The sequence below is a fragment of the Micromonospora sp. LOL_015 genome (assembly GCF_048060275.1).
Lineage (GTDB): Bacteria > Actinomycetota > Actinomycetes > Mycobacteriales > Micromonosporaceae > Micromonospora_E.
Window position 1 is genome coordinate 54,977 of sequence record NZ_JBHMIO010000014.1, and the last position, 13,364, is coordinate 68,340.

Below are 13,364 nucleotides of genomic sequence, written 5' to 3' on the forward strand. Positions count from 1 at the left end.
AGCCGAAGGCTGGGTTGTCCGGCCTACGGCCGACTTGGCGCTGTCCGATGGCTCAGGGCTTCAGGGCGGCGGCCGTCGACACGAAGGACTGCCACGCGGTCGGTCCGAAGGTCAGCATCGCGCCGTCGCGGTCCTTGGTGTCCCGTACGAGGACGCGCCCGGCGACGTTGTCGGCCACCTCGACGCAGGCCCCTGTGTCGGACTTGGTGCTCTTACGCCAACGAGGCTTGGTCAGGTCCATGTCTCTCCCGCCTTCGTGATCAGTTCGAGCGACTGCGCGCAGGGTAGAGCGTACTGCCGGATCGACTCCCAGTCGCTCTCCAGGCTCGCGGTGCGGTCGGGCGACTCCACCACCCGGCCTTCCTGGTGGCCTTCGAGGAAGCCAACTGTGCGACCCTCAACCGAGGCTAGGACGATCGGGCCGTACATCCCGACATACGCCGGGGTGGCCAGTGGCACCACGTGGATCTGTACATTCGGTCGATCGCCCACCTCCGTCAGTGCTTTGAGCTGCTCGCGCATCACTTCCGGCCCGCCGGAGGTGCGGCGGATCGCCATTTCGTCGAGTATCACGACCAGGCGGCAGGGGCTGGTGGTTCGGGTGATGATCTCTTGCCGGTCCAGCCGTGCCGCGAGCGTCTGTTCGACGTCCTCGGCCGGGACGTTCATCGCCGGTAGGAGAGCGCGTGCGTACGCCTCGGTTTGCAGCAGTCCGGGGATCAGCGTCGGATGGTAGATCCGCAGCAGGGTCGCCCGACCTTCGTACTCGACGAACGGTCGGTACCACACGGGTGTCCAGTCGCCCCGGACGAACTCCCGATAGAACCTGACCAGCGCGGTGCCGAACACCTTGTCGCCGGCCTTCAGGTAGTCCGGCAGCGCGGGTCGCTCGCCGCGCTCGATGGCACCCACGTGTTTCGCCGAGAAGTGGATTCGGTCGGCCCACGCATCCTGGGTCAGCCCGAACGACTCGCGCAGCCGGCGTAGCTCCGATATCAGATAATCGTTCCCAGCCATAGACCTTCACATCCCTCAAATCACTCGAACTTGTTGATCTCTTGCTGGCCTGGACAGCACGTACATTCCCTGTGTCTAACGCCTTCTTTCATTGAGCATCGTCAGCGATCCAGGGTGGAACTCAGCAAAAAGATACACGCTGTTCGTAATCGATCCGAGGGGGTAATGATGATCAGAAACGACGGGATCGGTGGGACGCCGAGGCTGGCCCGCTACACCTCGATCGGCGTGCCGCGGAACGTCGATCCGACACCGAACCGGCCGCCGCTGCCGAAGCGCAACCCGGGGGAGACAGATCCGGACCAGGACGACCGTTTCCAGCTCGCCGGGGGACGCGGCGTCGCGCCAACTCCCGCTGGCGTCCTGGACGACCCGGCGCGAGGCGGCGACCCTACCTGGTCACCGGAGCTGGCCCGAGTCGTCCATGATGCGAACTCCACCGCTCGGACCCACATCCCGAACCGCACCACCGGGGAGTGTCACCGGTGCGGCGGCATCCCGGCACCGTGTCGACCGTTCCTGCAGGCACTCGCCATTCTGAACCGGTGGGACGCGAGCTCCGCCCGGCGCATCCGGGCTGTGCTGCACCTGTCCGGGCTGATGCCGGCCGGCGAGCCGGACGACGACGGTGACGGGTGACCCGGCGATCGGCACCTGCGGTGGACGCGGCTCGCCCTCGCCCGCAGGGATCGCGGCGGCCGACGCCGCGAACGGCGGTTACCGTCGGGGACATGTCCGACCGATCGAGCGCGACACCTGCCGACGAGGTGGTGCAGTGGCTGGCCGCAGCCCGGGACATCCTGGTGCTGACCGGAGCCGGCATCTCCACCGACTCCGGGATACCCGACTTCCGGGGCCCCAACGGCGTCTGGACCCGGGACCCGGAGGCGGCCAAGCTGTTCACCCTCGACGCGTACGTCGCCGACCCGGCGGTGCGGCGGCGGTCCTGGATCGGCCGCCGGGACCATCCGGCCTGGTCTGCACAGCCGAACGGCGGCCACGCGAGCCTGGTGGAGTTGGAGCGGTCCGGCCGGCTCGCCGCGATCGTCACCCAGAACATCGACGGCCTGCACCAACGCGCCGGCAACAGCCCGGACAAGGTGATCGAGATCCACGGCACCATTTCCGAGGTCGAGTGCCTGAGCTGCGACGACCGGACCGGCATGGACGAGGCGCTGGCCCGGGTGGCCGCCGGTGAGGACGACCCGGACTGCCGCTTGTGCGGCGGCATCCTGAAGGCGGCGACGATCTCGTTCGGCCAGTCGCTGCACGGGCCTACCCTGCGCCGGGCGGTGCGTGCCGCCGAACGCTGCGACCTGCTGCTCGCCGTCGGGACGTCGCTGACCGTGCAGCCGGCCGCCGGGCTGGTGGAGATCGCTGCCGAAGCCGGCACCCGGGTGGTGATCGTCAACGCGGCGGCGACGCCGTACGACCCGATCGCCGACGCGGTGCTGCGCGAACCCATCGGTACGGTGCTGCCCGCACTCGTCCGGCAGCTGATCTAGAAGGATTTGGCCGGTATATCGACCACAATTCTTCTAGATCGACGGCGGTGGCTCGGCCGGTGCGGCTGGCTCAGCCGACGGCCGAGGCTCAGCCGGCGTGCTACGGGCGGCGCGGGCCCGGTCGCTCAGCTCCGCCGCCAGCCACCATGCCTCGGCCACGTCCCGGTCCTTGGCGGCGGCGCTCGGCCCACCGGCGGTGTCGGCGTACACGGTGGCCAACCCGAGCAGCCGCTGCAACGGCCCGCGCACCACCCGTATGCTCTGCATCCGCGCGTACGGCACGACCAGCATCTGCCGGGTCAGCAGCCCGCCGCGGACGTTGAACACGTCGTCGGCAAGCCCGGCACCGAGCTTCGGCTGCACCAGCGGGTTGAGCCAGCGGGCACGGCGCGGCGGCGGCGTCATCGGCAGCGCGTCGAGCGCGATGCCGGGCAGCACGTCGGCGAGGATGTGGTTGGCGGTGGACAGTACGCCGACCGGCAGCAACTGGTCGGACTGGGTGCCGCCGCCCTGCCCGTCCGGTGCGGCGTAGCCGGCGACGTGCAGCCGCATCCGCAGCCACTTCTTTCCCCGCCACAGCAGTGGCCAGGTCGCCCCGATCGCCTGAATCCGGTGCAGCGGTACGGTCTGCGACCGGGTCTCGGTCAGCCCGTGCCGGACCCGCAGACCCACCTCGTCGCGGGCCAGCCGGAAGTTCCAGTCGCTGAGCACCCGCCGGATCGGCTGCAGGATCACCCCGGCGGTGGCGGTCAGGGTGCTGGCGACCGCCACGAACGACCAGGTGGCGTCCATCGCGAACTGGGCGATCACGAACGCGACACCGAACGGCAGGAACATGGTCTGCGGGGTGAGCAGCTGGCTGATCAGCAGGTCCCGGTTGACCACGGTGTGCAGCAGCCGGCCGGGTGGCGGCGCCGATGGGTCGGGCAGGCCGGCCGGGGCGCCGTCCGGCGGCGGTGCCGTCCCGCCGGGGGCTGTCGCGTCCGGTGCCGGCCCGGCGCGGCCGGCGCGGCCGGCGAGCGCCAGCAGCCGGGCCCGCAGCGCGGCGGCGTCGGCGACGGTCAGGTACGCCAGCGGCGCCTCGGTCTGGCCGCCGCCGACCACTTCGAGCCGCAGCTCGGCCAGACCGGTCAGCTGGGCGAGCAGTGGCCGGACCACTTCGACGGCCTGCAGCCGCTCCAGCGGGATGGCACGGGTCCGCCGCCACAGCAGACCTTCGTGAATTCGCAGCTCACGGCCGACCACGTGGTAGCCGGTGTTGTACCAGCTGATCACCGCCACCGCCAGGTAGCCGAGCAGGCACAGCACGACCAGCAGCGCGAAGCGGCCGAAACCGACCCGGCCGAGCGTCTGCCAGGACAGGCCGGCGATGATCACCACGAGCGCCCTGCTGCCCTTGAGGATCGGGCTCAGCGGATGCAGCCGCTGGCGGGGCTCCTCGACCGGGCCGGGCGGCGGGTACGGCGGGTACGGCTGGCCGGGCAGCGGGTAGGCCTGGCCGGGCAGCGGGTGCGGCGGCAGGACCGGTTCGTGCGGCTGGCTCACAGACCCTCCGCCCGGATCTCGCCGAGCGCGGTGAGCCGGTCCCGTAGCCGGGACGCCTCGGCGGGCCGCAGCCCGGGCACCCGGGCGTCGCTGGCTGCCGCGGCCGTATGCAACTGCACGGTCGCCAGGTCGAAGGCCCGCTCCAGCGGGCCGGCGGAGACGTCGACGAACTGCATCCGGGCGTACGGGACGATCGACATCCGGCGGACCAGCAGCCCGTGCCGCACCAGCAGGTCGTCGTCGCGTTCGGCGTACCCCCAGGCGTAGACGGCCCGTACCGTCGCCACCACCCGCAGCACGGTGAGCAGCACGGCGGCGGCGAAGCCGACGCCGACGAACCAGAAGCCGGTGATCGCCCAGCCGATGCCGAGCCCGACGAGCAGGAAACTCATCCCGATGGCGAGCCGGATCAGCTCCACCCAGACCAGGTCACGGGAGACAGGCTGCCACTGCACCGTCTCCGGCCAGGGCTCCAACGGGCTGATCGGGGCTGCGGGTGCGGCGGACTGTTCGGTCACCCTTACGAGCGTAGGCGATCAGCCAAGCGGTGCCACGTCGCGGAGAAATCCGCGTACGTGCAGGAAGTCGCCGAGCCGGTCCCGGTGGTCGGCGCAGGCCAGCCAGGTTTTGCGGCGTTCGGGCTGGTGCAGCCGGGGATTGTTCCAGTTGAGCGCCCAGATCGCCGGGGCACGGCAGCCCTTGGCGGAGCAGGTCAACTGCTCGCCCGGTGCGGTGTCGGCGGAATCGGGGGGTGCGGCCACGGTACGAGTCTAGGTCGGTACCAGGCGAGGCGGCGCTAGGCAGGAAGGCGCCAGACGAGGCTGGGAGCAGGCCGGGAAGGCACCAGGACAGGGGCGGCACGCACCTGAAGGAGTGAGCGCCGGGCGGCCACGGGGGAAGCCGCCCGGCGACGGCTGAATCGTACACACGCCGATCCCCCTCGTGTCTACCCACCGGGCGGTGCTTTCTCAGCCCCTGCCCGCCGGTTCGGACCGGCGTGCGACGCTTAGTGCGGCACGACCTTTTCGACCCGACGACGCCAGAACCCTGACGACGCCAGAGCACGCTGTGGAGGACCGGTGGCCCAGCCGACCACGCCCGAATCGTCGACACCGACCGCTGCGCCGCCGTCGCCCCCCGAGGCGACACCGGCCATCGACGCGACCCTGCTCGAGCGGGCGATGTTCGAGGTCAAACGGGTCATCGTCGGTCAGGACCGGATGGTTGAGCGAATGTTCGTCGCGCTGCTCGCCCGAGGTCACTGCCTACTCGAAGGCGTCCCGGGGGTGGCGAAGACGCTCGCCGTGGAGACCCTGGCCACCGTCGTCGGTGGTTCGTTCGCCCGGATCCAGTTCACCCCCGACCTGGTCCCCGCCGACCTGGTCGGCACCCGGATCTACCGGCAGTCCAGCGAGAAGTTCGACATCGAGCTCGGGCCGGTGTTCGTCAACTTCCTGCTCGCCGACGAGATCAACCGCGCGCCGGCAAAGGTGCAGTCGGCGCTGCTCGAGGTGATGAGCGAGCGGCAGGTGTCGCTGGGCGGGCAGACGCACCCGGTACCGGATCCGTTTCTGGTGATGGCCACCCAGAACCCGATTGAGCAGGAGGGCGTCTACCCGCTGCCGGAGGCCCAGCGCGACCGGTTCCTGATGAAGATCGTGGTGGGCTATCCGACCGACGCGGAGGAGCGGGAGATCGTCTACCGGATGGGGGTGGAGGCGCCGCAGCCGAGCGTCGTCTTCAAGCCCACCGACCTGGTCGACCTGCAGCGCAAGGCGGACAAGGTGTTCGTGCACAACGCCCTGGTCGACTACACCGTACGCCTGGTGCTGGCCACCCGGGCGCCGGCCGAGCACGGCATGCCGGACGTCGCGCAGCTGATCCAGTACGGAGCCAGCCCGCGTGCCTCGCTGGGCATCGTACGGGCCAGCCGGGCATTGGCGCTGCTGCGCGGGCGCGACTACGCGTTGCCGCAGGACGTGCAGGACATCGCCCCGGACATCCTGCGTCACCGGCTGGTGCTCAGCTACGACGCGCTCGCCGACGACGTGCCCGCCGACCACGTCGTCGGGCGGATCATGCAGATGGTGCCGCTGCCGTCGGTCGCTCCCCGGCAGAACGCGACGCCGCAGCCGGTGGGACCGATGGGACATGCCGCGCCGGCCGCCGCGGTGCCCGGCCCGCCCGGTGGCGCCGGCTGGCCCGGGCAGTCGCAGTGACCGCTGCGGTGCCGAGCTCGGGCCGGGCGGAGGCGGTGCTGTCCCGGCTCTACCTGACCGTCACCCGCAAGCTCGACGGCCTGCTGCAGGGCGACTACGTGGGGCTGCTGCCCGGTCCGGGCAGCGAGGCCGGTGAGTCGACCGAGTACCGGCCCGGTGACGACGTACGCCGGATGGACTGGCCGGTGACGGCCCGGACCACCGTGCCGCACGTTCGGCGTACCGTCGCCGACCGGGAGCTGGAAGCCTGGGTGGCGGTGGACCTGTCGGCCAGCCTGGACTTCGGCACCGCCCGGTGCCTCAAACGGGACCTGGCCGTCTCGGCGGCGGCGGCGATGGTGTACCTGACCGCGCGGGGCGGCAACCGGGTCGGCGCGGTGATCGGCACCGGTGATCCGGCGCTCGGCGGCGTCCTCACCCGGCTGCCGGCGCGGACCGGCCGTAAGGAGGCGCACGGGCTGCTGCGGGCGATCGCCGGCACCCAGTCCCGACCCGGCCGCAGCGACCTCGGTGCCCTGATCGACATGCTGAACCGGCCGCCGCGTCGCCGCGGTGTCGCCGTGGTGATCTCCGATTTCCTGGCCCCGCCGCAGCAGTGGGGCCGGCCGGTCCGCAAACTCGCCGTCCGGCACGACGTCCTCGCCGTCGAGGTGGTCGATCCGCGTGAGCTGGAGCTGCCCGACGCCGGCGTGCTGACCCTGGCCGACCCGGAGACCGGCACGCTGCACGAGGTGCAGACCGCAGATCCCCGGCTGCGCCGGCGGTACGCCGAGGCGGCCGGGGCCCAGCGGGCGGCGATCGCGCAGACTCTGCGCGGTGCCGGCGCGGCCCACCTGCGGCTGCGGACCGACTCGGACTGGCTGCTGGACATCGTCCGGTTCGTCGCCGGGCAGCGGCACGCCCGTACCCGTGGCATCGCCCGCCCGGCCCCCACCCCGCGCCCGGAAAGCGAAGCTCGATGATCCGTTTCCTGCAGCCCTGGTGGCTGCTCGCCCTGCTGCCGGTTCTGGCGATCGCCGGGATGTACGTGTGGCGTCAGTTCCGCCGCAAGGCGTACGCGGTCCGGTTCACCAACGTGGACCTGCTGCGTACGCTGGCTCCGCGTGGTCTGGGCTGGCGCCGTCACCTGGCCGCCGGGGCGTTCCTGCTCAGCCTGCTGGTGCTGGCGTCGGCGCTGGCCCGGCCGTCGATCGACACCGAGGAGTCGCTGGAGCGGGCCACCGTCATGCTCGCCATCGACGTGTCGCTGTCGATGGAGGCCGACGATGTGACTCCCAGCCGGATCGAGGCGGCCCAGCAGGCGGCGAAGGAGTTCGTCGCTGAGCTGCCGGAGGGCTACAACATCGGGCTGGTCGCGTTTGCCAAGTCGGCGAACGTGCTGGTCTCGCCGACCAAGGACCGGGCTGCGGTGTCCCAGGCGATCGACGGTCTGGTGCTGGCCGAGGCCACCGCCACCGGCGAGGCGGTGTTCACCTCGTTGGAGGCGATCCGGCTGGTGCCGACCGACGGCGCGCAGGGTCCGCCGCCGGCCCGGATCGTGCTGCTGTCGGACGGCTACCGCACCTCGGGCCGGTCGGTCGAGGAGGCCGCTGCGTCGGCGTCGGCGGCCAACGTACCGGTGTCGACGATCGCGTTCGGCACCGACGACGGCCAGGTGCAGATCGGCAACCAGGTGCAGCGGGTGCCGGTGGACCGGTTCGCGCTGGCCGAGCTGGCCGAGGCGACCAACGGCTACTTCTACGAGGCGGCGTCGGTGGGCGAGCTCAACCAGGTGTACGAGGACATGGGATCGTCGATCGGTCAGCGGACCGTGCCGCGGGAGATAACCCAGTGGTACGCAGCCCTGGCGTTGCTGCTGGCGCTGGGTGCCGCCGTGCTGAGTCTGCTGTGGACCTCACGCTTGCCGTGACCGAACGATCAGCGGCACCGCGTCTCACCGGGCGCCGCTGGCCAGTACGAAGATGACGGCGATCCAGACTGCGGCGAGGGTGAATCCTAGCGGCGCGACGTAACGGTTCATGGGACTGGCTCCGGCGACGGGTGGGCACCCCTGGCGGGGCGACCGGCAGGCGGGCTGACGGGCGACACGGGTGAGTCGCGCGGGCGCACCGGAGCCACACCGGATCAGTGTGGTGGGCCGGCGGCCCGGCGGCGACTGGGAGGATCGCTATCTCGCACAGGGATCACCTCCGTAGGTCGTCCGGCCGTTGAACCGGGCCAGAGCGTACACCCGGGCGGCCGGGTCGGCACAATCCGCAGCATCGCTGCGAGACCGATGGCGAGAAGCGGCAGGTAGACGGCCCGGTCGGCCAGCCATCCGGCATCGTCGGGCCGGGTGTGCACCCCGGCGACGGCGGTGCCGCCGGCGATCCACAGCGCGATGAACGTCAACCCGACCAGCACCGGCTGGTGCCACAGGTAGATGCCCAGCGCGTGCCGGTTGATCCCGGCGATCGGTGCCCACCATCGGGCGGTGGTGTCGATCCGACCACGCAGCCACCTGATAATCAGCGCGGCGGCACCGATCTGCGCCGCCACCGACGCCAGGGTCGCCAGCGACGGCGGGTCCAGGTTCGACGTGATCTGCCCCGGTACGCCCACCGCACTGGCCGGGTACCCGCCGACGACGGTCAGGGCGAGCAGCAGCGCCACGCCGCCGACGGTCATCCCCAACGCCCACCGGGCCGGCGGAGGACCGTACTCGGCCATCACCATGCCGGCGAGGAAGGGCAACAACCAGGCAGCGAGTACGGCGAGCGCCGACGGCAGGTGCCCGGCGTCGGTGGCGGTGACCGTGGTGACCGCCGCCATGATCACCGGCGTGACGATCACGAACGCCTGCTCCGGGCTCTGCCGGATGGCGCGGCGCAGTGGCCCGCCGACCGCCCGCAGGATCAGCAGCACGACCAGGAACCACAAGGGACTGATCGTGAGCTTCGCGACGGTCAGCAGGGTGCCGGTGGGCGCGCCGACGAGATAGCCGACGAGCAGCGCCAGCGCCAGGCAGCCGGCCAGCCCCGACAGCGGGCCGCCGAGCGCCCGGGGCCAGCCACGCCAGAAGCCGCCGGTCCCGCCGGAGCCGGTTCGCTGGGTGGTCCGCGCGGCGGCGAACCCGGCCGCGAAGAACAGCAGGCCGAGAGTCTGCGCCAGCCAGGTCAGCGGACTCAGCCAGGCCAGGTCGACCAGCGGGCTGGCCGCGACCAGTACGCCGTCGTCGTCCAGCAGTAGCGCGGTTACCCACCAGTGTCCGCCGACGACTCCGACGATGGCGAACGCCCGGATCAGATCGATGACCGGGTCACGCTGTGTCCTGGTCGCCACCACCGTCTGCGCCCCGTTCACCGGGCCACCGATATGGCCTGCGTGCCGGACCGGTCCGGGTCGGCGGTGACCAGGTCTGCGAGGGCCTTGAGCGTGTCGCTGCCGGGCCGTAGATAGCCATCGTGGCCGTCGACCCTCTCGGCCGGCAGCGGCCGGGCACCGAAGGACGGGTCCGCCGGGGACGTTCCGTGGCCGAATCCGGCCAGCCGTACCTGCGGCACCCAACTGATCCAGTCACCGTCGGCGGTGGCGCTCCACACCCGGGCGCCGGTGGCGAGCTCGTCGACGTGTGACGCGCCCATGCCCGGAGCGCCGAGCGCGACCAGATCGGTGACGCAGTCGGCCAGGTCCGCCGCCGCCCGTCCGGTGACGAGTGCGCCGTAGCTGTGCCCGACGACTACGACGGTGGCGTCCGGCTGCTGTCGGCACACTTCGGCGAGGAACCGGACCAGCTCGACAGCACCAGCGCGGGCCCGGTCCGACCGCAGCGCCGACGGCCCGAATCCTTCCGGCGCGTCGTAGCCGAGCCAGGCGATGACCGCGGTACGCGGCTCACGGCGGTGCGCCGCCCCGTACAGCACCCGGGCCTGCACCGCCGGTGCGCGGTGGGTGAATCCACCGAGCCCGCGGTCGAAGGTGGCCAGGGTGTTGTCCGTTCCCGGTACCAGCACCGTGATCCGGCGGGCGGTCGGCAGGTGGCCGACCACCTCGACGGCGGTGCCGTCCCCGGTGGTGTCGAAGGCCAGGAACTGCCGTCCGGCGGTGACCGGCAGCAGGTCGCCGTGGTCGGCCGGCACGGTGGCCAGTGCGGCGCCACACAACGTGGCGAGAGCGATCAGGCGGATACGCATGCCGACAGCCTGCGGTGTCGGTGTATGGGCGCGCGTCGTGCCGTGGAGCCAGAAGCCACGTAGTACCGCGGAGCTATTCGCCGGCGGCGACCAGCCCCGACTCGTACGCGACGACGACCGCCTGCGCCCGGTCACGCAGACCCAGTTTGCTGAGAATCCGCCCGACGTGGGTCTTGACCGTCTGCTCGGCGACGATCAGGTCGGCGGCGATCTCGCCGTTGGACCGGCCGCGGGCGATCAGCCGCAGCACCTCGGTCTCCCGTACGGTCAACGTGGTCAGCGACACCGGGCGGGGACGTTCCTGCCCGGGCCGGGTGGCGAATTCGGCGATCAGCCGCCGGGTCACCGACGGTGAGAGCAGACCCTCCCCGGCAGCCACCACGCGGACCGCGTTGACCAGGTCGGCGGCCGGCGCGTCCTTGAGTAGGAACCCGCCGGCCCCGGCCCGCAGCGCCTCGTAGACGTAGTCGTCGAGGTCGAACGTGGTGAGGATGAGCACCCGGGGCGGTTCGTCGCGGGATCGTCCGGCGAGCAGTTGCCGGGTGGCGGCGATTCCGTCGAGCACCGGCATCCGGATGTCCATCAACACCACGTCGGGGTCGAGTCGGCGGGCGGCGCTGACCGCGTCCGCGCCGTTGGCGGCGTCACCGACGACCAGCAGGTCCGGTTGGGCACCGAGCATGGCGCCGAAGCCCTGTCGGACCATCGCCTGGTCGTCGGCAATCAATACTTTGATCAATGTCGTCCTCAGATCGTCGTCCGCACGCTACCCGGCCGGCTGGTCCCGGTCAGCGACGGCGTGGGGGTTTGCGGCGGCGGCGGTGTTGTTCGGGCGGTACGGCAACCAGGCGGTGACCACGAACCCGGATCGGTCGTCCGGGCCGGCCGCGAAGCTGCCGCCCAGCAACTCGGTCCGTTCCCGCATGCCGATGACGCCGTGGCCGCCAGCGGAGCGTTGCGCACCCGTGGCCAGCTGGGCGGGCCCGTTGCCGACCCGCACCACCAGCCGGGCGGGGGTCATCCGTAGTTCCACCCGTACCCTCGCCCCTGGCGCGTGCCGGCCGGCGTTGGCCAACGCCTCCTGCACGATCCGGTACGCCGCCAGCCCGACCGGCTCGGCGACCGCGTCCGGCATGAGCCGGGGGTCCCACCCCAGCTCGACGTCCAGCGCGGCCCGCCGGGTGGCGGCCACCAACCCGGCGATGTCGGCAAGCCCAGGCTGCGGGCTGCGCGCCGCCTGCTCGGTATCGCTGCGCAGCACCGCGAGCAGCCGGCGCATGTCGCTGAGCGCGGATCGGGCGGCGTCGGCGATCGCGGTGAACTCGGCCCGGGTCGGCCCGGTCATCCCGGTCAGCCGGTACGGCGCGGTCTCCGCCTGCACGGCGATCATCGACATGTGGTGGGCCACCACGTCGTGCATCTCCCGGGCAATCCGGGCGCGTTCCTCCAGCACCGCCCGCCGCTCGATCTCCTGTTGGGTGACGACGGTCTGGTTGGTTAGCGCGCGTTGGCTGGCGCGCCGCCGGCGCACCTGGTCGGCGACCGCGACGACCACCGTGATCAGGATGAGCAGCAAGCGGCTCTCGTCCTGGCTCGCGAGCGCCAGGACCGGCAATCCGGTGACGGCCCCCGCCGCCGCCGAGACCGGTAGGTCGGCCCGGCCAGCGAGTATCGCGAACACGAAAAGCAGCGCCAGAACCTGCAGCAGACTCCACGGCTCCGGGTGCGGGTACCACGTACCGCTGACGAACAGCAGCACGAACGACGACCGCCAGGCCCACAACGGTCGGTGGAAGGCGAGCGCCGCCGGTGCGACCGTGGCGAAGCCGAGGATCGGTCCGAGCGGCACGAGCAGGTGGTTGGCGTCCTGCAGCTCGAGTGCGGCGGCCGCGCTGATGTAGAGGAACAGCCCGAACGCCAGCCATCGTCCGACGGCATGCCACCAGCCGTGGGGCCGGGCGGCCGGCGCTGGCGGATAGTCCGGTCCGACGACCAGTCGTCGCAGGGCTCGAACTGTCTGGGGGACCACCGAGCCGCTCACCCGTGCGAGGCTACGACCGGATCGTGCCGATGTCATGACACCGTGGGGCTAGTACCCCCGGGTTACTGCTTACCCGGGGGTAGCACCTAGTCTCCAAGCCGGATCATCCGAGACGAGGGGGAAACGTGGCCCGCACCGTACTGGTCACCGGCGGTAACCGGGGCATCGGCCTGGCGATCGCGCAGACGTTCGCGAAGCAGGGCGACCGGGTCGCGGTCACCTACCGGTCCAGCTTCGCCGAGCAGGACGGCCTGCTCGGCGTACGGTGTGACGTCACCGACGCCGACTCGGTCGACCAGGCCTTCGGCGCGGTCGAAGCCGAGCTCGGGCCGGTCGAGGTGCTGGTCGCCAACGCCGGCGTCACCGACGACACGCTGCTGCTGCGAATGTCCGAGGAGCAGTTCACCTCGGTACTGGACACCAACCTGACCGGCGCCTACCGCTGCGCCAAGCGCGCTTCGACGAAGATGCTACGGGCCCGCTGGGGCCGGCTGATCTTCATCTCGTCGGTGGTCGGCCTGCTCGGCTCGCCCGGTCAGGTCAACTACGCGGCGAGCAAGGCCGGCCTGGTCGGCATGGCCCGGTCGATCACCCGCGAACTCGGCGGACGCAACATCACCGCCAACGTCGTCGCCCCCGGCTACGTGGAGACCGACATGACGGCGGCGCTGCCCGAGGAGCGCAAGGCCGAGTACCGCAAGGCCATTCCGGCCGGCCGGTTCGCCACCGCCGACGAGGTGGCCGCCGCGGTGACGTGGCTCGCCGGCGACTCCACCGGTTATATCTGCGGGGCGGTCATTCCCGTCGACGGCGGCCTCGGCATGGGGCACTGACCGTCGACGCCGAAGACCTGCGACACCCCGCA

At 71.6% G+C, this 13,364-nt stretch carries 15 protein-coding genes; 6 read left to right on the forward strand and 9 right to left on the reverse strand.

All coding sequences use genetic code 11. The features are described from left to right. Positions 1-52 precede the first annotated feature (52 nt). Both ACFHWU_RS14160 and ACFHWU_RS14165 read right to left on the reverse strand, forming a co-directional pair. Positions 53-241, reverse strand: a complete 189-nt coding sequence (locus ACFHWU_RS14160; protein WP_416590761.1) for a DUF397 domain-containing protein — start codon at positions 239-241, stop codon at positions 53-55. Further along, positions 232-1,017: a helix-turn-helix domain-containing protein gene (locus tag ACFHWU_RS14165; protein ID WP_416554910.1), complete on the reverse strand. Its 786-nt coding sequence runs from the start codon at positions 1,015-1,017 to the stop codon at positions 232-234. The genes ACFHWU_RS14160 and ACFHWU_RS14165 overlap by 10 nt, the downstream gene beginning before the upstream one ends. A gap of 165 nt (positions 1,018-1,182) precedes the next feature. On the opposite strand from ACFHWU_RS14165, the gene ACFHWU_RS14170 reads away from it, so the two are divergent. Further along, positions 1,183-1,656 (forward strand): hypothetical protein, encoded by a 474-nt coding sequence (locus ACFHWU_RS14170; protein ID WP_416590763.1) that lies wholly within the window; start codon positions 1,183-1,185, stop codon positions 1,654-1,656. Between the two features lie 92 nt (positions 1,657-1,748). Further along, positions 1,749-2,522 carry an SIR2 family NAD-dependent protein deacylase gene (locus ACFHWU_RS14175; RefSeq protein WP_416590764.1) on the forward strand — a complete coding sequence of 258 codons (774 nt, stop codon included), beginning with the start codon at positions 1,749-1,751 and terminating at the stop codon, positions 2,520-2,522. A 33-nt stretch (positions 2,523-2,555) separates the two neighbouring features. On the opposite strand, the gene ACFHWU_RS14180 is transcribed toward ACFHWU_RS14175, so the two are convergent. From ACFHWU_RS14180 to ACFHWU_RS14190, 3 genes are read right to left on the reverse strand one after another with little or no spacing between them, the layout of a single operon-like run. Beyond that, positions 2,556-4,028, reverse strand: a complete 1,473-nt coding sequence (locus ACFHWU_RS14180; protein WP_416590784.1) for a PH domain-containing protein — start codon at positions 4,026-4,028, stop codon at positions 2,556-2,558. A 35-nt stretch (positions 4,029-4,063) separates the two neighbouring features. Then, complete coding sequence (locus tag ACFHWU_RS14185) at positions 4,064-4,585, reverse strand: PH domain-containing protein (protein ID WP_416568356.1); 522 nt, start codon at positions 4,583-4,585, stop codon at positions 4,064-4,066. Between the two features lie 18 nt (positions 4,586-4,603). Then, positions 4,604-4,828: a hypothetical protein gene (locus tag ACFHWU_RS14190; protein ID WP_416554917.1), complete on the reverse strand. Its 225-nt coding sequence runs from the start codon at positions 4,826-4,828 to the stop codon at positions 4,604-4,606. A 318-nt stretch (positions 4,829-5,146) separates the two neighbouring features. On the opposite strand from ACFHWU_RS14190, the gene ACFHWU_RS14195 reads away from it, so the two are divergent. Genes ACFHWU_RS14195 through ACFHWU_RS14205 form a run of 3 tightly spaced genes read left to right on the forward strand, consistent with a single transcriptional unit; the run spans position 5,147 to position 8,195 of the window. Next, positions 5,147-6,286, forward strand: a complete 1,140-nt coding sequence (locus ACFHWU_RS14195; protein ID WP_416554919.1) for an AAA family ATPase — start codon at positions 5,147-5,149, stop codon at positions 6,284-6,286. Next, a complete protein-coding gene (locus ACFHWU_RS14200; RefSeq protein WP_416590786.1) occupies positions 6,265-7,248 on the forward strand; it encodes a DUF58 domain-containing protein in 984 nt (327 codons plus the stop codon). The genes ACFHWU_RS14195 and ACFHWU_RS14200 overlap by 22 nt, the downstream gene beginning before the upstream one ends. Beyond that, on the forward strand, positions 7,245-8,195 hold the full coding sequence (locus tag ACFHWU_RS14205; protein WP_416554921.1) for a VWA domain-containing protein: 951 nt from the start codon (positions 7,245-7,247) through the stop codon (positions 8,193-8,195). Before ACFHWU_RS14200 ends, ACFHWU_RS14205 begins: the two co-directional genes overlap by 4 nt. A 215-nt stretch (positions 8,196-8,410) precedes the next feature. Here ACFHWU_RS14205 and ACFHWU_RS14210 read toward each other — a convergent pair whose 3' ends face one another. The 4 genes from ACFHWU_RS14210 to ACFHWU_RS14225 form a co-directional block, all read right to left on the reverse strand. Continuing rightward, positions 8,411-9,628, reverse strand: a complete 1,218-nt coding sequence (locus ACFHWU_RS14210; RefSeq protein WP_416590765.1) for an acyltransferase family protein — start codon at positions 9,626-9,628, stop codon at positions 8,411-8,413. Further along, a complete protein-coding gene (locus ACFHWU_RS14215) occupies positions 9,625-10,458 on the reverse strand; it encodes an alpha/beta hydrolase (protein WP_416590766.1) in 834 nt (277 codons plus the stop codon). The genes ACFHWU_RS14210 and ACFHWU_RS14215 overlap by 4 nt, the downstream gene beginning before the upstream one ends. A gap of 73 nt (positions 10,459-10,531) precedes the next feature. Beyond that, positions 10,532-11,197, reverse strand: a complete 666-nt coding sequence (locus ACFHWU_RS14220; protein ID WP_416554927.1) for a response regulator — start codon at positions 11,195-11,197, stop codon at positions 10,532-10,534. A gap of 27 nt (positions 11,198-11,224) precedes the next feature. Next, positions 11,225-12,499, reverse strand: coding sequence for a sensor histidine kinase (locus tag ACFHWU_RS14225; RefSeq protein WP_416590767.1), 1,275 nt, complete (start codon positions 12,497-12,499; stop codon positions 11,225-11,227). A 125-nt stretch (positions 12,500-12,624) separates the two neighbouring features. On the opposite strand from ACFHWU_RS14225, the gene fabG reads away from it, so the two are divergent. Then, entirely contained in the window at positions 12,625-13,332 is a 708-nt protein-coding gene (gene fabG / locus ACFHWU_RS14230; protein WP_416590768.1) for a 3-oxoacyl-ACP reductase FabG, read from the forward strand. Positions 13,333-13,364: the final 32 nt, after the last annotated feature.